The 20,236-nt window shown below is 42.2% G+C and carries 21 protein-coding genes and 1 rRNA gene; 10 read left to right on the top strand and 12 right to left on the bottom strand.

Annotated elements, in window-relative coordinates; translation table 11 throughout:
• The first annotated feature begins 206 nt into the window (after window positions 1-206).
• Window positions 207-1,256, top strand: a complete 1,050-nt coding sequence (locus tag JI665_RS24870; protein ID WP_206845277.1) for an NAD(P)/FAD-dependent oxidoreductase — start codon at window positions 207-209, stop codon at window positions 1,254-1,256.
• A gap of 116 nt (window positions 1,257-1,372) precedes the next feature.
• Here JI665_RS24870 and JI665_RS24865 read toward each other — a convergent pair whose 3' ends face one another.
• A complete protein-coding gene (locus JI665_RS24865) occupies window positions 1,373-2,587 on the bottom strand; it encodes an MFS transporter (protein ID WP_206845275.1) in 1,215 nt (404 codons plus the stop codon).
• Between the two features lie 141 nt (window positions 2,588-2,728).
• Here JI665_RS24865 and JI665_RS24860 point away from each other — a divergent pair, with 141 nt between their 5' ends.
• Window positions 2,729-3,064, top strand: coding sequence for an antibiotic biosynthesis monooxygenase family protein (locus JI665_RS24860; RefSeq protein ID WP_206845273.1), 336 nt, complete (start codon window positions 2,729-2,731; stop codon window positions 3,062-3,064).
• A gap of 61 nt (window positions 3,065-3,125) precedes the next feature.
• On the opposite strand, the gene JI665_RS24855 is transcribed toward JI665_RS24860, so the two are convergent.
• The 5 genes from JI665_RS24855 to JI665_RS24840 form a co-directional block, all read right to left on the bottom strand.
• Window positions 3,126-3,734 (bottom strand): iron ABC transporter permease, encoded by a 609-nt coding sequence (locus JI665_RS24855; RefSeq protein ID WP_312886305.1) that lies wholly within the window; start codon window positions 3,732-3,734, stop codon window positions 3,126-3,128.
• Window positions 3,734-4,156, bottom strand: a complete 423-nt coding sequence (locus JI665_RS29055) for an iron chelate uptake ABC transporter family permease subunit (RefSeq protein ID WP_280516128.1) — start codon at window positions 4,154-4,156, stop codon at window positions 3,734-3,736. The genes JI665_RS24855 and JI665_RS29055 overlap by 1 nt, the downstream gene beginning before the upstream one ends.
• Complete coding sequence (locus JI665_RS24850) at window positions 4,157-5,110, bottom strand: iron ABC transporter permease (protein ID WP_312886302.1); 954 nt, start codon at window positions 5,108-5,110, stop codon at window positions 4,157-4,159. It abuts the gene before it with no gap.
• A gap of 202 nt (window positions 5,111-5,312) precedes the next feature.
• Window positions 5,313-5,531: a hypothetical protein gene (locus JI665_RS24845; protein WP_206845272.1), complete on the bottom strand. Its 219-nt coding sequence runs from the start codon at window positions 5,529-5,531 to the stop codon at window positions 5,313-5,315.
• Between the two features lie 178 nt (window positions 5,532-5,709).
• Complete coding sequence (locus JI665_RS24840; protein WP_206845269.1) at window positions 5,710-7,443, bottom strand: ABC transporter ATP-binding protein; 1,734 nt, start codon at window positions 7,441-7,443, stop codon at window positions 5,710-5,712.
• 127 nt (window positions 7,444-7,570) lie between these two features.
• Here JI665_RS24840 and JI665_RS24835 point away from each other — a divergent pair, with 127 nt between their 5' ends.
• Complete coding sequence (locus tag JI665_RS24835) at window positions 7,571-8,188, top strand: DUF3298 and DUF4163 domain-containing protein (protein ID WP_206845268.1); 618 nt, start codon at window positions 7,571-7,573, stop codon at window positions 8,186-8,188.
• Between the two features lie 407 nt (window positions 8,189-8,595).
• Here JI665_RS24835 and ahpF read toward each other — a convergent pair whose 3' ends face one another.
• Together ahpF and ahpC are read right to left on the bottom strand one after the other, a co-directional pair.
• Entirely contained in the window at window positions 8,596-10,125 is a 1,530-nt protein-coding gene (gene ahpF / locus JI665_RS24830) for an alkyl hydroperoxide reductase subunit F (protein ID WP_206845265.1), read from the bottom strand.
• A 14-nt stretch (window positions 10,126-10,139) separates the two neighbouring features.
• On the bottom strand, window positions 10,140-10,703 hold the full coding sequence (gene ahpC / locus JI665_RS24825) for an alkyl hydroperoxide reductase subunit C (protein WP_009335870.1): 564 nt from the start codon (window positions 10,701-10,703) through the stop codon (window positions 10,140-10,142).
• A gap of 607 nt (window positions 10,704-11,310) precedes the next feature.
• Between ahpC and JI665_RS24820 the strand changes: the two genes are divergently transcribed.
• The 4 genes from JI665_RS24820 (at window position 11,311) to JI665_RS24805 (ending at window position 14,540) form a co-directional block, all read left to right on the top strand.
• Window positions 11,311-11,640 (top strand): PadR family transcriptional regulator, encoded by a 330-nt coding sequence (locus tag JI665_RS24820; protein WP_206845264.1) that lies wholly within the window; start codon window positions 11,311-11,313, stop codon window positions 11,638-11,640.
• A gap of 3 nt (window positions 11,641-11,643) precedes the next feature.
• Entirely contained in the window at window positions 11,644-12,423 is a 780-nt protein-coding gene (locus JI665_RS24815; protein ID WP_206845263.1) for a DUF1129 family protein, read from the top strand.
• Entirely contained in the window at window positions 12,416-12,757 is a 342-nt protein-coding gene (locus tag JI665_RS24810; RefSeq protein WP_206845261.1) for a zinc ribbon domain-containing protein YjdM, read from the top strand. Before JI665_RS24815 ends, JI665_RS24810 begins: the two co-directional genes overlap by 8 nt.
• Window positions 12,758-12,911: 154 nt before the next feature.
• Window positions 12,912-14,540 carry an ATP-binding protein gene (locus JI665_RS24805; protein WP_206845259.1) on the top strand — a complete coding sequence of 543 codons (1,629 nt, stop codon included), beginning with the start codon at window positions 12,912-12,914 and terminating at the stop codon, window positions 14,538-14,540.
• A 31-nt stretch (window positions 14,541-14,571) separates the two neighbouring features.
• On the opposite strand, the gene JI665_RS24800 is transcribed toward JI665_RS24805, so the two are convergent.
• From JI665_RS24800 to JI665_RS24790, 3 genes are all read right to left on the bottom strand, one after another.
• Window positions 14,572-15,084: a hypothetical protein gene (locus JI665_RS24800; protein ID WP_206845256.1), complete on the bottom strand. Its 513-nt coding sequence runs from the start codon at window positions 15,082-15,084 to the stop codon at window positions 14,572-14,574.
• A gap of 620 nt (window positions 15,085-15,704) precedes the next feature.
• The gene (locus tag JI665_RS24795) at window positions 15,705-16,538 is read right to left on the bottom strand and encodes an aldo/keto reductase (RefSeq protein ID WP_206845254.1); all 834 of its coding nucleotides are present in this window, start codon (window positions 16,536-16,538) and stop codon (window positions 15,705-15,707) included.
• 20 nt (window positions 16,539-16,558) lie between these two features.
• Window positions 16,559-17,758: an MFS transporter gene (locus JI665_RS24790; RefSeq protein ID WP_206845252.1), complete on the bottom strand. Its 1,200-nt coding sequence runs from the start codon at window positions 17,756-17,758 to the stop codon at window positions 16,559-16,561.
• Window positions 17,759-18,046: 288 nt separating this feature from the next.
• Between JI665_RS24790 and JI665_RS24785 the strand changes: the two genes are divergently transcribed.
• Window positions 18,047-18,376 carry a winged helix-turn-helix transcriptional regulator gene (locus JI665_RS24785; RefSeq protein WP_009335863.1) on the top strand — a complete coding sequence of 110 codons (330 nt, stop codon included), beginning with the start codon at window positions 18,047-18,049 and terminating at the stop codon, window positions 18,374-18,376.
• A 53-nt stretch (window positions 18,377-18,429) separates the two neighbouring features.
• Here the strand turns inward: JI665_RS24785 and JI665_RS24780 are convergent, their stop codons facing one another.
• Window positions 18,430-18,753: a hypothetical protein gene (locus tag JI665_RS24780; protein WP_206845250.1), complete on the bottom strand. Its 324-nt coding sequence runs from the start codon at window positions 18,751-18,753 to the stop codon at window positions 18,430-18,432.
• Window positions 18,754-18,882: 129 nt separating this feature from the next.
• On the opposite strand from JI665_RS24780, the gene JI665_RS24775 reads away from it, so the two are divergent.
• Both JI665_RS24775 and JI665_RS24770 read left to right on the top strand, forming a co-directional pair.
• Window positions 18,883-19,821 (top strand): alpha/beta hydrolase family protein, encoded by a 939-nt coding sequence (locus tag JI665_RS24775; RefSeq protein ID WP_206845248.1) that lies wholly within the window; start codon window positions 18,883-18,885, stop codon window positions 19,819-19,821.
• A gap of 350 nt (window positions 19,822-20,171) precedes the next feature.
• A 16S ribosomal RNA gene (locus JI665_RS24770) occupies window positions 20,172-20,236 on the top strand; the annotation flags it as partial.

Genomic DNA, 20,236 nt, shown 5'->3' with positions numbered 1-20,236 from the left:
AACCTCCGTTTAGTTGAGAATATATTTTAGTGATAATGATTATCAGTATCGGTTCTTTTTTACTATAAGTCTATCTGATTTTTATGTCAATAGTATTTAAAGGAAAAGTATTCAGAAAAAAATTTCATTGTCAAAGGAGAAGAAAGGTCGTATAGTTGAAGTGAGAATGATAATCAATAGTAATTGGTTATAGGAGTGAACGGTAAATGAAAAAAGCTGAAGTGTTTGATGTGACGGTTATTGGAGGGGGGCCTGCGGGTCTTTATTCCACTTTCTACAGCGGATTAAGGAAAATGAAAACAAAGCTGATTGAGTTTCAGCCAATGCTGGGCGGTAAAATTCATGTATATCCGGAGAAAATGATCTGGGATGTTGGCGGCCTGATTCCGACTCCGGGAGCTAAGCTGATCGAACAGCTGGTGGAGCAGGGACTAACGTTTAATCCAACGGTTGTTCTTAATGAAAAGGTAGAATCCATTGCCAAAAATGAAGATGGTCTATTTGTCTTAAAAGGCTCTTCTGGAGAAAAGCACTATTCGAAAACCGTTATTGTCGCAGTTGGCAGCGGAATCTTAAAGCCGCAGAAACTGAAGATAGAAGGGGCAGAGCGTTTTGAAGTTTCCAATCTGAATTATACAGTCAAATCGCTTAAACATTTTAAAGGTAAGACTGTAATTGTTTCCGGCGGAGGAAATTCTGCAGTAGACTGGGCTAATGAATTGGAGCCCGTTGCCAGGCAAGTATTCATTACTTGCAGGAGAGAGGCTTTTACTGGCCATGAAGCTCAGGTTTCACAGCTGATGAATAGTTCCGTTATCTGCATTAACCATACGTCCATTACAAAATTAATCGCCGGAGGAAATCACGAGGAAATTGAACAGGTGGAATTGACCAATAATGAAACGGGCGAAGTTTCATATATGAAAGTTGATGAAGTAGTAATTAATCATGGCTATGAACAGGATACGGAACTCTTAAAGAATAGCAATCTTAATATTAATATGCTTGACGATTTCTATATTGCAGGCAACGCAAACAGCGAAACGTCGGTTGATGGGCTATATGCTGCAGGGGATATCCTAAAGCATGACGGCAAACTTCACTTAATTGCCGGGGCATTCCAGGATGCTGCCAATGCAGTAAACAAAGCGAAGCAGTACATTGAACCGGATGCTGCAGCAGCTGCGATGGTTTCCTCCCATAATGACGTCTTTAAAAAACGGAATCGGGAATTGGTGAAGCAGCTGGTGCACTAGGGTAAGAATGGCTAAGCGCACATAAAATAAGGCTATCCGCACATAAACTGCAAAAACGCCTGGAATTAAGGCGAAACAGCAGCGGAAAACCGGCCCACACGATTTGGACCGGTTTTTTACGTACTTATTTTTTCTTTTATCTGAACTTCTGTCCTAATTTGCTTGAATTTAGCAAAGAATGCTGCCGTCATGATCAGCGACAGTATTCCAAAGATCACGACCATTTTCTGAAGGCCGACTGCATCCAGCAGGAATCCAGTCAGAAGCAGGACAATTTGAAAAGTTACACGGTCAAGCATATTTCGGAAGGAGAAGAATCTTCCGTGAAATTCCTTTGGCACTCTTGTTTGGAAAATGGTGGCGGCAGTCGGGAAGAAACAGCCGACGGCAAACCCAAAAATAAAGAAAGCCAAGATAGATAAAACAGGCACATCTGCAAAGTACAGAAGCAGCTGTGATAAACCAATGATGAAGGAGAAGAAAAACAGGATCGCATAAGGCGAACGTTTTTGGCTGATTTGTTTAACAATGAATGCGCCAAGCATGAAGCCGAGTCCTTCTGCTGTATAGATCAAGCCTTTAATGGATGAGCTGTCCTGAAGCTCGCTGATATTAATGACCATTAAGTTAAATCCGCCAAGAAACAGAAGCGGGACCAAGGTAAGGATTAATGTCATAAACACAATGGGAAGACCTTTAATAATCGGGAATACTTCCTTGAATCCCCCGTTGCCTCTGCTTGAGTTTCTTCCTGTGCTTTCCTTTGAGAAGGATTCTTCAAAATCCATAAAAAAGGTGATCATAAAGAGAATCAGATAGGCGACAAGCGAAGCGATATAAAGCATTGATAATGGCAAGATAACTAACAAAACGCCAGCTAAAGCAGTACCTAATATTCTGGAAAGAGTGGACACATTCATATGGACTCCATTCAGCTGCAGCAGGTCCTTATCTTCCACAACCAGTGGAATCGCTGCCTGCAGAGCTGGAAAATAGAAGGCTGCAGAAATTTGCAGGAATACCAGAAAAATAACCATCCACCAGACTGACCCGGTTTGTATGGCAATTAACATAAAAACAACGCTCAATGCCCGGGCGAAGCCAGATGCCAGCATGACCGTCTTCTTGCTGATTTGGTCAGTTATTCTTCCTGCCCATGGTCCAACAGCAATTCCAGCCAGCAATCCGCCTGCCAAAATAAGCGACTTTAGAAAATCTGAAGGAACCTTTTCCTGCATAAATTCGAGATTCCCTATTATACCGAGCCACAAGCCCAGCCCTGCTATAAACTCCCCAGTTAATAAAATCCATACATTTTTATTTTTCCACATAATTGAGCCTCATTTTCTGATTAGTTCGATAATCTAAACATACTATAAATTAATAAAATAATGAATCTATTTTTTAAAATAGTTGAAAATGAAAATCGTTATCAATTATAATAACAGAAAAGAAGCAGGGGAGGAACAGGTATGTTTATTCAATTAAAAGCGATTACGGTGAAAGAAGGCCATTCCAATAATTTAGTCGAGCGCTTTGCAGGGGAAGGAATAATCGAAGAGCAGCCTGGATTCATTGATTTGAATGTTTTAAAGAAGAAACAGCGCAGCGGGGATGAAGAAGTGGCAGTCATGATTCGCTGGGAATCGGAAGAAGCCTGGAAGGCGTGGGAAACAAGTGATGTACATATTGCCGGGCACAAGGCAAACCGCGGCAAGCCGAAGCCGGAATATATTATTGATAGCCGTCAGGATGTCTATCATTCATTGGGCCGGAAGCAATACCGTGAGCTAGCAGAAATTAAATAAGTTGCAATGCCCATTCATAAAGGGATTTTTGAATGGGCATTTTTTATGTGATTGCTATCTATTAAGCTTTCAGTCCTGTGCCTTTCCGGGTGAGAAGCATGAAAATCAGATAGGGAGCTCCAATGACTGAGATGACGATTCCAACTGGAATATCAGCAGGTGCAAGGAGATTTTTCCCTATCATATCTGCAATGAGAACAAGCGCCGCCCCTATTAATGCAGATAAAGGCAAATTGCTGAAGTAGTTGGGGCCGCAAAGGCGGCGTGCCAGATGTGGCGCCAGGAGTCCAATGAAAGCAATTCCGCCGCCAGCTGCTACACATGCTCCGGCAAGAGCCGCTGAAAGACAGAGAAGCAGCCGGCGTTCTGATTCGACTTTTAAGCCGAGTGCAACAGAAACTTCCTGTTTGAATTGAAGGATATTCATTGTTCTTGCCTTTATAAAGGCGACTGGCATCAGAACAAGAATCCAGGGAAGGAGTGCCCATACATAGGGCCATTGAATACCCCAGATGCTGCCAGTCAGCCAAATAGCTGCCTGCTGAAAATCCTTTGGATCCATTTTCAGCTGCAGGATCAGAAGCAAGGCACCGCATAGTGCATTAAATCCAAGGCCAACGAGGAGAAGCCGTTCCGGGTCTATACCGCCTTTCCACGAAAATCGGTAGATCAGTGCTGAAATGGCAAGTGCTCCAGCGAAAGCAAATACGGGAAGGAAGAACGGCTTAGCCAGAATGCTTCCGCCCGATGCCCGAACAGGTAGATTGAGAGAACGACTGCTAATCCCGCACCGGCATTAATGCCAAGAATACCGGGGTCAGCCAGGGAATTCCGGGATAGCCCCTGGAGGATGCTGCCGGAAAGAGCAAGACCTGCTCCGATTAGAAGGGCAATGATCATTCTTGGCAATCTCAGCTGAAGCAGCACCAGCTCCTGCTTCGGAGTACCGCTGCCTGAAAGAACAGCCAAAATTTCATTCATTCCCACTGGCATCACTCCAGTTGAGAGACTTAGCACAAAGGTAACAAGGATAAGGAATATAAAGGCTGCCATCCAGCCCCTCGATTGGAGTAAAGCCTGTTTCCAATCCATTTACATATACCCCCTTTTTCTTCTGGACAAATATAAGAAAAATGGAACTCCGATTAGTGCAGTAACAGCACTGACGGGAGTCTCAAACGGCGGGTTGATCATCCGTGTCCCAATATCTGCCAATACAAGAAGCAGGGCACCTGCAATAGCACTAAGCGGGATGAGCCAGCGGTAGTCAGATCCAATCAAAAGCCTGACCATATGGGGAACCACCAGTCCGATAAAGCCTATAGCTCCTGCAATGGAAACGGCCGCGCCCGATAATAGTATAACCGCTGCAAGCCCGATCCAGCGGACCTTCTGATGAGATTGCCCAAGCCCTGCAGCCACTTCTTCTCCCAGGGCCAGGATTGTCAGGGAGCGGCTGATCCAAAGGGATAGAAGCAAGCCTAAAAAAACGGAGGGAAGCAATATATACACATGGCGCCATTGTGTACCTGAAAGACCTCCCGCAAACCAGAAGCTCAGGTCCTGTGCAGTTTGAAAGTAAAGGGCGATGCCGGTTGAAAGAGCGCTGAACAGGGTGCTTAATGCTGCGCCTGCCAGTGTCAAAGTGACAGGTGAGATCCGCTCTTTTGAAAGCATGGAGAAAGATAATACAAGCAAGGCTCCAGCAGCGGAACCTGCAAATGACCAGATGAGCAGAACCCAGTATGATCCGCCGGAAAGAAAGGCAAGTGCAATTGCGATGGCCAGGCCCGCTCCATGTGTAATGCCGATTATGGAGGGATCTGCCAGCGGGTTGCGTGTAATTCCCTGCATAATGGTGCCGGCTACAGCCAGTGCTGCGCCAATAAGTGCCCCGGCCAGCGCCCGGGGAAGCCTGACTTCTCTGATAAGCTGATGTTCAATTTGGCCTCCCTGAAAGGAGACAAATGACTCCCAAACCACAGAAGGGGGAATCCAGATTGCGCCCAGCCCAATCGATGCAAGCAGCCCGATAAGCACCAGCACGATTCCTGCCAGGCCCCATTTTATGTAAGGAAATTATGAGAGTTCCTCAGGCAGAGAATGCCTTATAACAGGCAGTAAAAAATCAATCAAACGTTTGATTGATTTAGGCTGCAGTACGATTTCCCCTTAAATGAAAAGGTGCAGGGAGTAGTATCCTGCATCTCGAAAATTACATGGAAGAGAACAATCAAAAAAGCTTTAATCACCTTAAAGCTTTTTCGATTGCTTCTGCCGCTGACTCAATGTGGCGGAAATTTTTCTTTATATTCGTTTCTGTGTAGGTAATTTCAAAAGAATGATTGTTTTTCAAATAACAGACTGATAAAACCTGCTGTTTGTCATTTGAAAAGGTCTGAGTGATTTGAGAGTCACAATAATATTTCAAGGTTTCAAGCATGTTAAGTGTGTGATCTGTTGACATAGTCTTTAGCCTCCTTTTGGATTGGCATGACTAACTGAGATCTTAATTCCATTATAAGGAATTCATCTTCTTGTTTATATGGATAATTTGTCACATTTTATCATAAGATTTCGGTTTTAATAGGGTCAGAATCAAGATTTGCAGTAAAAAGGCCAGTCTTTGATAGACTGGCCACATCTTATGCAAGCTGCTGCTCGGCAAATTCACGATATAGATCATGTGATTGTGTCAATTCGGAATGTGTGCCGATGCCTGTGACATGACCTTTTTCGATGAAAACAATCCGGTCTGCGTCGACAATTGTGGAAAGGCGGTGGGCGATGACGAAAGTTGTCCGGCCTTCCATTAGGCGGGTAAGTGCCTGCTGGACGATGCCTTCAGATTGGCTGTCCAGGCTGGCGGTAGCTTCGTCCATCATCAATATTTTAGGGTCGCGCAGGAATGCCCGCGCTATAGCAATACGCTGCCTTTGTCCTCCGGAAAGCTTCACACCCCGCTCACCAACTTCAGTATCAAGCCCCTTTGGAAAATCGGCAATGAATTGATCGGCGTATGCCATTTTCGCAACTTCCCATAATTCCTCATCTGTGATGCTTTTGGAATTTTCCAGCCCATAGCATAAATTCTCACGGATTGTACCTGCCATCATGGCACTTTCCTGTGAAACATAGCCAATTTGGCTGCGCCAGGATTTAAGGGATATCTCCTGGATGGGTGTATCGCCAATTTTAATTTCTCCATCCGTTGGCTCGTAAAATCGTTCAAGCAAACCAAACAGGGTGGTTTTTCCGCTTCCGCTTGGACCTGCCAGTGCAATCATCTGACCCGGCTGGGCTTCCAGTGAGATATTTTCCAGAACACTCTCTTCTGCGCTATAGGAGAATGAGACGTTATCGATTAAAATCGGCTTGCTGCTGATATCCATTTCGATGCCGTCTTGGCCATCTTCTAACGGCTCCTCCAAAATTTCTATGATCCGTTCTGTGGCGCCTTTTGCCTTTTGCAGCTGAGTAAAAAACATCGCAAATGAGGTGATTGGCATAATAATCTGGAATAAGTACAGCAAAAAGGCTACAAGAGAACCCGTTGACATCGTTCCGCTGGCCACACGCATGCCTCCATAGGCGATGATCATGACGATAACAACCATCATGATCAGGTACATAGTCGGGCCAATCATCGCAAAAATGCGGGCTTCCCGCAAACCGTATCCAAGAAGTTTGTCGATGCCATCCAATCCTTTTTCTTCTTCATTTTGTTCTGCAGTAGAAGACTTCATTAAGCGAATTTCACCGAGTGTTTGGGTAATGTTTCCGGTAAAGATGGCAGTTTCATCTTGAAGGCCCCGAGATATTTTTGCCATCTTTCGGCCAAGTGGAATCATAATTGCCAGTGTAATAGGAACTGAAGTGAGCATCAGCAGTGTCATTTTCCAGTCCATCACAAGCAGGATAATAATTGCACCGATAATACTGATAATCCCGGTGATAAATTGCGGGAAGTGATTGGTAATCAGCTCCCTGACTATGCTAGTATCATTAACTACACGGCTGACAGTCTGGCCGCTGGATTGCTTATCGAAGTAACTGACCGGCAGCCTTATGAGCTTCATCCACATCCGGTCCCGAAGGCGTGCCACCACTTTTTGGCCGACATAGCTGAGCAGGTAGATGGAGATTCCGCTGATGATGGCCTGGACAATAAAGGCTGCCCCAATTCCGATTATGAGCGGAACGCTTAAAGATTCAACAGAAAAACCATCCACCAGATTTTTGGTCAGCAACGGTACGAGAAGGCCAGTCAAGGTGGTTAAAATGCTGGCTGTTAAACCAATGATGAGGGCAGTCTTTGGAATTTTTGTTGATAGTATGAGTGAAATGAATGGTTTAAGGCTTTTTTGCTTTTTATCCATTTTATGTGCTCCTGTCTCTTATATATCGATTTCATTATATAACATTGAAACTTCCATTACCTGTTATGCACCTTAGCGCCTATCCGATGAATAGGATGTTTTAAAAAACCAAAAAGGATGGATAGCCGTGGCAATCAACTTTCCGGTAGGCATCAAAACGATGACAATCAGCACCGGGCCGACTAAAGTCGTTTATTATCCCCGTGTAACAAGAATGCAAAATAAGCAGCTTCAGCATGTTATCAACAGTGCTATTGTTCGTGAAAACCAGCAGCTCATTAATGAGCAAACAGGCAATATGGATACAACCGTGGTTGATTTGTATGGATACTATGAGATTAAAAATAATCAGCGAGACGTCCTGAGCTTGTCTTTATCCAATTACGTGTATCATTATCATGCGGCACATGGTATGACAGTTATAAAATCTTTGACGTTTGATCTGCAAAAAGGGAAGCAGGTTTCCTTAAAGGATTTATTTAAGCCGGGCAGTGATTATGTAAAACGCCTGTCTGAGCTGATCTCAATTCAAATTAAACAGCGTGACATTCCGCTGCTTGTAGACTTTAAAGCCATCAGGCCTGACCAGGACTTTTATATAGCAGACAAAGCACTGATCATCTATTTCCAGCTCTATGAAATAACGCCATATGCCTATGGATTCCCTATGTTTCCGATTTCCATTTATGATTTGCAGAATATTATTGAAGAAAATGGTCCGCTGGGGAGGATGGCGGTGAATTAAAGTCAAAAGGAATGCTGCTTTAAGGAGGCATTCCTTTTTTGCTGTAGAAAGGTAAATACTTTGGCCAACACTTGAGAAGAAATATTAAGAAGGCTTATTGGTACACTGATAAGAATGAAGGGGCACAGGCTATATCTGTGCTCTTTTTCTATTTCAATCAAACGTTTGATTGAAATAGGTGGAAGTGGTTATAGGCAGTGCTTTTCAACTTAGTGGTGTTCATTCAGACAGGAGTAGGAGAAAACCGAGGCAGTGAGTCCGAACAGTGCTCATTCGGACAGGGGAAGGAGAACTAAGAAAGAATGAGTCCGAACAAATGTCTCCTGGTGTTCAATACAATAATTAAGAGTAAATAACGAAATAAAAAAACCGCTCCTGCCAAATGCAGTAAGCGGTAAGGTTGAAAATTAATTGCGGATCAAGTAGTCAAACGCACCAAGAGCTGCAGTAGCACCGGATCCCATGGAGATAATGATTTGCTTGTAGGCACTGTCTGTACAGTCTCCTGCAGCAAATACACCAGGGATGTTTGTGGCACCGCGCTTGTCCACAACGATTTCGCCGAAGCGGGTACGCTCGATCTGGTCGCCTAACCAATCTGTGTTAGGAACCAGGCCGATTTGGACAAATACACCTTGCAGTTCAACATGGTGCTGTTTTTCTGTCTCACGATCCATATATGAAATACCGTTTACTTTGTCAGTTCCGGTAATTTCAGTTGTCTGAGCATTTGTGACAACCGTTACGTTTGGAAGGCTATTCAGACGTTCCTGCAGAACGGCATCTGCTTTCAATTCAGGATTGAATTCGATAACCGTTACATGGTTAACAATCCCTGCAAGGTCAATGGCTGCTTCAACACCGGAGTTGCCTCCGCCGATAACAGCTACGTCTTTGCCTTCAAATAATGGGCCATCACAGTGAGGGCAGTAAGCAACCCCTTTGTTTTTGAACTCTGCTTCACCTGGCACGTTGACATTTCTCCAGCGTGCACCAGTTGAAAGGATGACTGATTTACTTTTCAGTACAGCACCGTTTTCAAGTTCGATTTCAACAAGGTCCTTCTTTTCAAGGCTCTTTGCACGCTGCAGATTCATGACATCGATGCCATAATCTTTCACGTGTTCTTCGAGGCTTGCAACAAGCTTAGGGCCTTCTGTGTGCTTCACACTGATAAAGTTTTCGATGCCTAAAGTATCCATTACCTGGCCGCCAAAGCGTTCAGCAACGATGCCGGTGCGGATTCCTTTGCGTGCAGCATAGATTGCCGCGCTTGATCCCGCAGGGCCGCCGCCAATGACAAGCACATCATAAGGATCCTTATCTGCAAATTCTGATGCGTCAGGGCCTGTCCCCATTTTCGCTAGAATTTCTTCAAGGGACATACGGCCGCTGCCGAATGATTCGCCATTTAGATGAACTGTCGGCACTGCCATGATTTCTTTAGCATCTACTTCTTCTTTGTAAGCAGCACCATCGATCATTGTGTGTGAGATATTAGGGTTAAGAACACTCATGACGTTAAGAGCCTGTACTACATCAGGGCAGTTGTGGCAGCTTAAGCTGACATAAGTTTCAAAACGATATTCGCCCTCAATCTTCTTCACCTGGTCGATGACTTTCTGATCAACCTTAGGTGCCCTTCCGCTAACTTGAAGCAGAGCAAGCACTAAGGAAGTAAATTCATGTCCAAGAGGAATGCCGGCAAAGGTAATGCCAGTATCCTCACCTGGACGATTTACACTAAAGCTTGGCGTCCTTTGTAATTCAGTGCGCTCAACTTTAATGTGGGAGGACATATTGGCTAGCTCATCTACTAAAGCCAGCATGTCGCTGGATACTTTATCTGATCCAGCGCTGACTTTTAGAAGGATTTCGCCCTCCATCATCTGAAGATATTGAGCTAATTGTGCTTTTATATCTGCATCAAGTAACATGATTATCGTGCTCCTTAGATTTTACCTACTAGATCAAGGCTTGGCTTAAGTGTTTCAGATCCTTCTTTCCACTTAGCCGGGCAAACTTCACCTGGGTTGTTGCGTACATATTGAGCTGCTTTAAGCTTGCTTACAACCTGGCTTGCGTCACGGCCAATTCCGCCAGCGTTGATTTCAACAGTTTGGATGATGCCATCTGGATCGATGATGAATGTTCCGCGTTCAGCCAGTCCATCTTCTTCGTTCAGAACTTCGAAGTTGCGGGAAATTCTTTGGTTAGGATCACCAATCATAACGTATTCAATCTTGTTGATTGTTTCTGAGTTATCGTGCCATGCTTTATGAGTGAAGTGAGTATCAGTTGATACAGAATAAACTTCTGCACCCATATCTTTTAAAGTTGCATATTCATTTTGAAGGTCTTCTAATTCAGTAGGGCATACGAATGTGAAGTCTGCTGGGTAGAAGCATACTACGCTCCACTTTCCTTTGAAGTTTTCTTCAGTAACATCGATGAAATCACCGTTATGGTAAGCTTTTGCTGCGAATGGTAGTACTTCTGAACCGATTAATGCCATGATTAAATTCCTCCTTAAATGGTTGAGTGATATGATTATTAATTAAATAGCGAACTATTTAATAATAATTCTAATTCGGTAATAATTATCATATACGGTATATTTTTTGTCAAGGGATAAGCTGTGAAAATTTGCTCCTTTTCGGTTAGAGGGCGGAAACTATAAATGACCCAATAAGACTCCAATGTTTAATTCTGCTTTTTCTTGGGTGGAATCAGTACGAAATGGAACTTTCAAAACGGCATTGAGCTCGTTAATAACAGTATAACTCTTTCTTCTATTAATTACCCTTTTTTTGCCTGCATCAATCTCAACTAATATGAGATTTAAGTTTATAATTGAGAATGTGTTTAAAAACGGCAGCCAATGATCAGGAACTGGCCCACATTAACTTATTATCCCCTCTTCGGCTAAAAACAATCGATATGGCATTAAAAATAGTTCAATCAAATGTTTGATTGATTAGAGTAATAAATTACCTGGTTTTTACAAAAATACCTTGCATTACAACAAAGTGAGAGTTAAAGTAAGAGTATATCTTGTATTGCAAGGTATTTAACTGCAGATAAATATCTTGCAATACAAGGTAGTGGGAGGAGCAAGGTCAATGTCAGATACCACGCAAATGTTAAAAGGAATTCTGGACGGATGTTTATTAGCCATAATTAAAGAAGGGGAGATATATGGGTATGAATTGGCGGCGAAATTGGAGTCATATGGATTTCGTTCATTGAGCGAGGGCACCATTTATCCGCTTCTTCTGCGTATGCAAAAGGAAGGACTGATCAGTGCTACTTTGCGAAAATCAACAGCTGGACCTAAACGAAAATATTACACATTAACTGAAAAAGGCGAGCAGGAGCTGGAGCTATTTATTGGGCGCTGGGAACAGGTTAGTTCATCTGTTGGCAATGTATTGAATAAAAAGGGGGTATGAAGAATGGTCTCAAAAGAGTCTGAACAGTTTTTGACAGAGCTTCGTTTTTATCTCATGTCAAAAGGGAAAAATGATGAAGAAATAAATGAAATAACAGAAGAGCTTGAAGTGCATTTAATTGAAGCTGAAGCCGATGGGAAAGATGTGTCTCATATTATTGGAGATAGCCCAAAGCAATATATGAAAAGCATCGGAGAATCAATGAGTACCGATTATCGTCAGATGGCGGGGCTGCTGCCGCTGATGATCCTGCTGGGTGCTTATATCAGCGTAGGTCCTGCAATTGAAGGGAACTTTTCATTATCCAAAGGTACACTTTGGATCGCTGTTATCGCAGGATCAATTGCAGTTGGAGCTTATAGCCTTCTGATCTTCAGAGTGCTGCCTAAATTTCTTCATTCCAAGTGGAGTGCAGTTCTTCTATTAGGAGCCAGCGTGGCTGTGACAGGCTTAATGATTATGGTTTTACTTTGGAATCAGAAACAGGGGTTTGAGCCGGTTTTTACAGCAACGCCCTTTCAGAATAATGTAATTGTGGCAGTTTGTGCGGTCATATTTATTGTTTCTGCCATTTATACAAGAACATGGTTTACAATTATAATTCCCCTGTTTTTGTCTGCGGGCCCTATTGCCAATCGGTTTATTCCACAGGATGTGAATGAAGATCCAACATATATTTTATATACTGTTTTAGCATTCGTTATTATTGCGGCAATCATGATATTCATATTCATGGCTAAAAGGAAAAAAATGCTGAGTAATGGAGGAAAACGAAATGTCTAGCTTGCCTAATTGCCCGAAATGCAGTTCAGAGTATACATACGAGGACGGGCTGCTCTTTGTATGCCCGGTATGTGCACATGAGTGGACAGCTGAATCAGAAATCACCAGTCTTGAGGACGAAAAGGTGATTAAGGATTCAAATGGGAATGTACTTACTGATGGAGATACGGTATCAGTCATTAAAGATCTTAAAGTGAAAGGCACTTCTTCTGTAATTAAGATTGGAACCAAGGTTAAAAATATTCGCATCGTTGATGGGGATCATGATATTGAATGTAAAATCGATGGCTTTGGCGCCATGAAGCTGAAGTCGGAGTTTGTGAAGAAAGTGTAACGAAAAAGGGCCTATCCTTCCATGGATTGGCCCTTTTTAAATCAGTTCCAGCATATCCTTTAGAGGCTCCTAAAATAGTAGTGGAAAGGTCATCACCTCTGGTTTATGATAAAGAAAGAATATTAAGAATTTCTCAAAATAGGTGGGAGCCTCATTGATACTATTAGACTACATTGTTAATCTCTCCATTTTTTCATTATTGGTCAGTGTGCCTTTAATTCTCCGCTCGTTTATCAATCATAAACCGCTTAAGGACCTGCATCTTTTGGGCGGCCTGTATGCAGGAATTATTTCTGCCATTCTTGTGGGTTTATCTTTTAACGAGCAGGGTTATTCCTATGATATTCGTTACGCCATTCTGATTTTGGCATTTTCCTATTTGGGGCCAGGGGCAGGGTTTATTACCGGAATAATTGCCCTTGTATCAAGGCTTGCAGTCAGTGAGAATTGGCTACCAGCCATCATAGGATTATCCCTTATTTTGATTGCTTTTGCAGTCATACATAGATATAGCCGCCACCTAAAGGCGGTTAGAAAAACGGCCATATTATATGGTGTATATTGTGTCATTTATATTATAACGGTGCCGATCATTTTTAACGTTTTTAGGGACAAGCCTATTTTTCATCTGCAATATATTCTGTTTGTGGGTCTTGGTGTCATTGTTGGGAGTTTACTGATTGAATCCTATGAAAGATTGATACGAATCATCACAGAAAAAAAACGGATGGAAAAGACGCTGGAAGAAAGTGAGTCTAAATACCGGCTGATCGCTGAAAATACATCAGACTTAATTGCGGTAATGGACAGGGATCGCAGTTTGAGTTATTTGTCACCATCACATGAGTTTGTTTTAGGATATGAAGTGCCGGAGCTGCAAAAGCTGGAAGTGGATGTTGTTATTCATCCGGATGAAGCGGATAATTTCCAGGCTGGCATGCAAAGGATATTCGAAAATAATGAGCGCATGGCAATGGAGTTCCGCCTAAAACACAGAGAGGGCCATTGGATTGAATTTGAATCACGCTGTATGCCGGTTGAAGGTGAAAAGGGTGTAATCGAGCATGTTGTTATGATCAGCAGAGATATTTCCGAGCGGAAAAAAGCAGAGGAATTTCTTTTGCAGTCTGAGAAATTATCGATAGTCGGGGAGCTCGCAGCCGGGGTAGCCCATGAAATCCGAAACCCGCTTACAACCATCAAAGGGTTCCTGCAGCTTTATAGGAGCGACAATAGCCAAATTAATGAATTGCTGCTTAGCGAATTGGAACGCATTGAAAATATCACCACTGAAATGCTTTCGCTTGGAAAGCCGCAGGCCATACAAATGGACACCGCTGATTTAACAGATATTATAGAGAATACAGTAGAGTTATTATCCCCTCAGGCGAATATGAACGGTATCCAGTTCAAGCTGAATTTTGCAGATGGTGATTTTTTAATTTCATGTGAAAAAAATCAAATAAAGCAGGTTTTTTTGAATATCTTAAAAAACGCAATGGAGGCTATGGATAATGGAGGGGATATTGAAATTTCCCTCACAGATAATAATGACGAGGGATGTCTTGTCTCCTTTCAGGACCAGGGCTGTGGAATCCCTGACGAATTTCTCCCGAGACTTGGTGAACCTTTTTATACATTAAAAGAAAAAGGGACTGGCCTGGGACTTATGATTTGCCATAAGATCATTAAGCAGCATCATGGAAGCATCGTTTATAAAAGCAAGATTGGTGAAGGTACATTAATAGAGATTACATTGCCGCTTTTAAAAACAACTAAATAAATTGAAAAGAGCAGGGGCATTCCTTGCTTTTTTAATTTATTTTGGAAGACGCCTCAAGCTCGGGATCCATAAGTCTCTTTTTTGCAAAGCGAAACACAATAATGAGCAAGACAGCCGCTGCCGGATAAACCGGGATTGAATAGACCAGTTTCCATCCTGTATAGGTCAGTGCATGATTTTTAACAGTAAGCCATTCAAAGACTATGGAAAATGAACTCCAGCCCAGTATGTACCAAATAGACCTCTTGCCATAGAGTTCCCAGCGGTCATAGCCAAATAAAAAAATCAGAGCGGAACAGGGATACATGAAAAAATGAAAAAGGGCTCCCGATAGTTCATAAGTAGGGTTGTCACCAAATATATACATCCGAAAAGGGGTGGCCAGCAGAAAGTAATCAATGGTCGCAACCAATGCAAGGTTATAAACCCATATGATTATAACTAAAACTGGAGGAAAGTACTTTCGGATCGGCAGAAATAAGAGTATGACAATTGCAGAAGTCAAAATAAAGAACCCTTCATTCCAATCAAATGTTACATTCATACAGCCTAGACTCCTCTATATAGTATCTTCCGGAAAAAATTCATAAAGCCGATTAAAATAAGCAGTGACAGCAGCCAAAAAGTAGATGACCACCAAATTTTCCAATGAATATGGATCAGCACTCCTGTTTTATGCCCAAGCCACTCCAGTCCCCCTAAGATCAAGATAAAAAAGATTATTAAGAGGAGCTTTCTCTTGTATGCTTTCTGGATAAGAAAATAGTTCAAAAAAAGGACCATGAAGGCAGGGAATAGCAAAATTCGGTTAAGGAAATGGGAGAATTCATAGCTTAGTTGTTCCGGAATGATGAGAGTTTTGAAGTTCATATAGCAAAGGGCTGAAAAATTTTGAAAGAGATAGGAGCTCAACATCCAATAGACGAAGGTTTCCAATATATGCAGATGTTTCTTTAGTTTAATAAAAAGAAACAATACGAACATATTGATCACGAGGTAAATAAAAAAAATCATTGTGCAGGAACCCCCTTTGTCTCACTGGATCTTTCTCAAATAACTTAACTTGTTTCTTCTTATCTTGTTCATTAGGGGCTGTTTTATTTAGTAACCTGATCATGTTAATAAGAAAAGACGAGGAGCCTGATGCACCTCGTCTCCTTATATTTAGAAATCAAAATTGTCGGGATCTGGTCCAACACGTAAATGTGCATCTAAGGAATCAATCAATTCCATCTCTTGCTGAGAAAGTTCAAAATCAAATAAATCTGCATTTTCTTTGATGCGATGAGGTTTTGTTGACTTAGGGATGACGATAATGCCGTTTTGCAGGTGCCACCTTAGGACAATTTGAGCAACGGATTTTCCATGTTTTGCAGCCAGTTCATGCAGGACCCCGTTTTCGAATAATCCGCCTTGCATTAGTGGGGCCCACGCTTCAATGTGCATATCATGTTTGGCAGCAAAGTCACGAAGTTCAGTTTGTGCCAATTTCGGGTGCAATTCAATTTGATTAATCATTGGTTTGATTTCAGCTGTTTTCAATAGATTTTCTAAATGGCTGATCTGAAAGTTACTGACGCCAATCGCTTTGATTTTACCTTCTTTATATAAATCTTCCAGTGCTCTCCAAGTTTCTGTGTATTTTCCCTCAACAGGCCAATGGATCAAATAAAGGTCAAGATATTCAAGTCCCATTTTTTTCAATGAGGTGTTAAATGCCTTAAGGGTTGCTTCATAGCCCTGGTCAGAGTTCCACACTTTTGAAGTGATAAAAAGTTCCTCTCTATTAAAGCCAGACTGGCGGATGGCTTCTCCCACCCATTCCTCGTTTCCGTAGATGGAAGCTGTGTCGATGCTTCTATAGCCAATTTCAATTGCTGCTTTAACAGCGGTCAATAGTTCTTCTTCCTTTTCCACTTTAAATACACCAAGGCCAATCCTGGGCATTTTAACTCCATTTGCAAGTGATGCAGTACTTGATAAAGATAGTTTATTCATATAAGACACTCCTTAATTAATTAGTTAGTTTGTTTTTCAAGCTTTTTTAGCCATCCCGTCAGAATTACAGCCCCAAGCACCATTACTCCGCCAATCCACGGTGTGTGAATTAAGCCGATAGAATCGACGATCAGTCCCCCGGCAAATGAGCCAATGGCAATTCCGATGTTAAAAGCTGCAATATTTAAAGCGGAAGCAACATTGACCGCAGAAGGAACATATTTCTCAGCCAGGTTTACCACCAGAATTTGAAGGCCTGGCACATTCATGAAAGCAAATAAGCCCATTAGAAAAATAGCAATAAGCCCAATAATTTTAAAAGGTGCTGCAAAGGTTAGCAGGCCCAGAATAATGGCTTGCAGAGCAAACATCCAAAACAATGCCTTTAATGGATCTTTGTCAGAAGCTTTTCCGCCAAGAACATTGCCGATTGCCACGGCCACTCCGTAAGCAAGCAGAATGATGCTCACCCATTTTGCGCTAAAACCTGTTACATCTTCGAGAAGCGGAGTCAGGTAGGTAAAAGCAACGAAGGTTCCGCCATATCCCAATGCGGTAATGCTAAAAGCTAAAAGCAGTTTTCCGCTGCTTAGAATTTTCAGCTGTTCACTGAATCTGGAAGCCGGTGCTTGTTTTAGGTCTTTTGGAACAAGAATGGCACTGGCGATAATTCCAATTACCCCAAGCAGCGCCACTCCCCAGAAAGTAGCTCTCCAGCCAAATGTCTGCCCGATAAACGTTCCGAGCGGTACACCTGTCACGGTTGCGACAGTTAAACCAGTGAACATAAAGGCAATCGCACTGGCGCGTTTGTTCTCAGGAACTAAATCAGCGGCAATGGTCGAGCCGATTGAAAAAAAAATGCCGTGTGAAAAAGCTGTAATGAAACGTGCAGCCAGCAAAAGGGCAAAAGAGGTGGAGACGGCTGCGACGGAATTTCCGATGATAAACAAAATCATTAATCCCATGAGCAGTGACTTTCTGTTCATTTTACTGGTCAAAGCAGTTAGTACAGGTGCTCCAATGGCAACTCCCATGGCATAGCCGGAAATTAATAAACCAGCCAATGTTATGGAAATTCCCAAATCACCTGAAATGGTCGACAGCAGCCCAACAGGAACAAACTCTGTGGTTCCAATTCCGAATGCACTAATTGCGAGTGCAAGCAGGGCAGGAGTGCCGCCTTTTTCTTTTTGTGTATCTATAGCAATAGAACTCATTGGCAATGAATCCCCCTTATATTTAAAGTTTGGGATGGAGCAAAGACATCATAGCCAGGCGCCTTGGCCATACAGTCTTGATGAAAGATATTATGGAGCATGGCAAACATGGTGAACAGTACGTACTTTAAAGTAATGCAGGCACTAAAAAGTAACCTATGGTCAATTTCACCATTTTGTTTTAAGCTTCCTTATGCTATTATGGATGGCATGATTCTATATGAACAGTACGCACTTTAAAGTAATGTAGGTACTTTTTAGTACCTGTCAAACAGAGGGGGAAGGAAGTTGGCATACAATATTCCGGTAGAAGCTACATTAGATGTGATTGGCGGGAAGTGGAAAGTTGTAATTATGTGCCATTTAATTAAAGGTGAAAAGCGAACTAGCGAGCTTAAACGGCTTATGCCCGGGATTACACAAAAAATGCTGACTCAGCAGCTGCGCGAGCTTGAAGCGGATGGTGTTGTTAACCGTGCTGTTTTTGATCAAGTCCCTCCTAAGGTTGTCTATTCGTTAACAGATTATGGATGGTCACTTCGCCCGATCCTGGATGCAATGTGCAACTGGGGGGAAGGGCATATTGAATTAACAGGCGGAGAGCTTGTGGAACAATAAAAAAACCAGGACTCGTATGCTTTAGGCAAACGAGTCTTTTTTATGTGGCTGAGCTATTTACTCTTTATTTGTTCGCGGATACTCTCGAGCTCCTCCAGCGATAAAGAGCCAAGCGATTTTTTTATTTCTTCCTCGATTTGTTTCTTATTATTTTCCCTATATCGGTCCCACCATTCCCGGAGGCCTTCCGTATTTGCAAGCAGATATTCGATATCGATTTCTTCCACCTCATCATCCGATAGATAATTTAAAACAGCAGCTAACATCCGATTCAGCTTGCTGACTTCATTTTCACTTTTTTCCATTGAGTTTGATGATCCTGCAGTATCTAATTTGGTCTCCTCGCCGCTGCCTGCTGAAGCTGTTTTCTTTGGCATGAAATCAATCCTTTCTGCTGCAAATAAGATTTACTTTTAGTATTGCCTCAAAAAAAATTATAAAAAAACTGAACTTTATTTATTAGTAAGCGTCTTATACGTAAAGTCGCTGCATAGGGGTGATTGATAATGAAAGAACGTGAGATTGATTTCAATTCAGATGTAAATCTAAAGGGAACAGTGAGCTTTCTGAAAGAGTCAGAAGGAAAGCTTCCTCTTGTTGTTATATTTCACGGCTCAGGCCCAGTTGACAGGGATGGCAATGCAAAGGTTATGCAGATGAATGCTTATAAGATGCTTGCTGATTTTTTTTCATCCATTGGGGTGGCGGTTCTAAGATATGACAAGCGGGGAGCAGGTGCGAGCAACGGTGATTTTTATGAAACAGGAATGTGGGATTTAGTTAACGATGGGATAGCCGCTGTGAAGACGGCGCGAGAACTGCCGGGAATCGACCCTGAAAGAATTTTTCTGCTGGGTCATAGCGAAGGATGCTCTTTAATTCCTCCTATTAATAGGCAGGCGGATGCTGCGGGAATTATCCTGCTTGCCGGTCAGGCGGATAATATAAGAAAGGCTTCCGAATTACAAGCAAGACTGCTGGAAGAGGAAGTTAAAGAGATGAAGGGAGTTAATGGCGTCCTTCTTCGTGCTTTAAAAGTTCATAAAACAGCTGCCTCCAAACAAAAAAAGGTTTTTGATGAGATGATGGAATCTGAAGAGACGGTGATGAAGAAAGGATTTACAAAGATTAATGCAAAATGGGCACGTGAGCATTTTCAATATAATATGAAAGAAGATTTGGCCGCGATTACATGTCCCGTTCTTGCAATTACCGGGAAGAAGGATGTTCAAGTAAACCCTGATCATGTGCATCATTTTGCTGAAAAAGTGAATGGTCCAGCTGAGAGCTATAATGTGCTGAAGATGAACCATCTCCTTAGGGACCAGGAAGAAGAAACTTCTATGATAAAGCTGAAGTCAATTTATAAAGGGAGTCTTTCAAAGCCATTGAGCGCTGAAATGCTATACATTATGGAAAACTGGGCTAAAAGGTATATTCTTTAAAGAAGTAAAGCTGTATGCACGCAGGAATTGTAAAAAAAATATTGAGCATGCATTTTTTTATTTAAGGTATTGACTACTGGGTCTATATTATTGTAAGATAGTTTTTGTCGCTTAGAGGTATTCGCTGAGCGGAGGCAACAAATAGAAGCTTTCAAAACTGTTTGGACATCAAACAGAAAAAAGTAAAAAAAGATTGTTGACTTCTCTACGAGAAGATGATAAGATAAATTTCGTTGTCACTTCGAAAGAAGTTAGCGCATTAGTTCTTTGAAAACTAAACAAAACAGAAACGTCAACGTTAATTCTTTAGTCTTTATTTGAAAAGACAACTTATGAGCTTAATCAACTCTTATATGGAGAGTTTGATCCTGGCTCAGGACGAACGCTGGCGGCGTGCCTAATACATGCAAGTCGA

Origin of the sequence: Bacillus sp. NTK034 (assembly GCF_017303275.1) — a bacterium.
Classification (GTDB): Bacteria; Bacillota; Bacilli; order Bacillales; family Cytobacillaceae; genus Cytobacillus.
Note: the sequence above shows the minus strand (reverse complement) of the source record. Positions and strands in the feature narration are given on the sequence as shown.

What these genes read in the sequence shown, in the direction of transcription:
- JI665_RS24870 (WP_206845277.1), top strand. Translation starts at nt 207, where the DNA reads ATGAAAAAAGCTGAAGTGTTTGATGTGACGGTTATTGGAGGGGGGCCT.
- JI665_RS24865 (WP_206845275.1), bottom strand. Translation starts at nt 2,587, where the DNA reads ATGTGGAAAAATAAAAATGTATGGATTTTATTAACTGGGGAGTTTATA.
- JI665_RS24860 (WP_206845273.1), top strand. Translation starts at nt 2,729, where the DNA reads ATGTTTATTCAATTAAAAGCGATTACGGTGAAAGAAGGCCATTCCAAT.
- JI665_RS29055 (WP_280516128.1), bottom strand. Translation starts at nt 4,156, where the DNA reads ATGGATTGGAAACAGGCTTTACTCCAATCGAGGGGCTGGATGGCAGCC.
- JI665_RS24845 (WP_206845272.1), bottom strand. Translation starts at nt 5,531, where the DNA reads ATGTCAACAGATCACACACTTAACATGCTTGAAACCTTGAAATATTAT.
- JI665_RS24840 (WP_206845269.1), bottom strand. Translation starts at nt 7,443, where the DNA reads ATGGATAAAAAGCAAAAAAGCCTTAAACCATTCATTTCACTCATACTA.
- ahpF (WP_206845265.1), bottom strand. Translation starts at nt 10,125, where the DNA reads ATGTTACTTGATGCAGATATAAAAGCACAATTAGCTCAATATCTTCAG.
- ahpC (WP_009335870.1), bottom strand. Translation starts at nt 10,703, where the DNA reads ATGGCATTAATCGGTTCAGAAGTACTACCATTCGCAGCAAAAGCTTAC.
- JI665_RS24820 (WP_206845264.1), top strand. Translation starts at nt 11,311, where the DNA reads ATGTCAGATACCACGCAAATGTTAAAAGGAATTCTGGACGGATGTTTA.
- JI665_RS24815 (WP_206845263.1), top strand. Translation starts at nt 11,644, where the DNA reads ATGGTCTCAAAAGAGTCTGAACAGTTTTTGACAGAGCTTCGTTTTTAT.
- JI665_RS24810 (WP_206845261.1), top strand. Translation starts at nt 12,416, where the DNA reads ATGTCTAGCTTGCCTAATTGCCCGAAATGCAGTTCAGAGTATACATAC.
- JI665_RS24800 (WP_206845256.1), bottom strand. Translation starts at nt 15,084, where the DNA reads ATGAATGTAACATTTGATTGGAATGAAGGGTTCTTTATTTTGACTTCT.
- JI665_RS24795 (WP_206845254.1), bottom strand. Translation starts at nt 16,538, where the DNA reads ATGAATAAACTATCTTTATCAAGTACTGCATCACTTGCAAATGGAGTT.
- JI665_RS24790 (WP_206845252.1), bottom strand. Translation starts at nt 17,758, where the DNA reads ATGAGTTCTATTGCTATAGATACACAAAAAGAAAAAGGCGGCACTCCT.
- JI665_RS24780 (WP_206845250.1), bottom strand. Translation starts at nt 18,753, where the DNA reads ATGCCAAAGAAAACAGCTTCAGCAGGCAGCGGCGAGGAGACCAAATTA.
- JI665_RS24775 (WP_206845248.1), top strand. Translation starts at nt 18,883, where the DNA reads ATGAAAGAACGTGAGATTGATTTCAATTCAGATGTAAATCTAAAGGGA.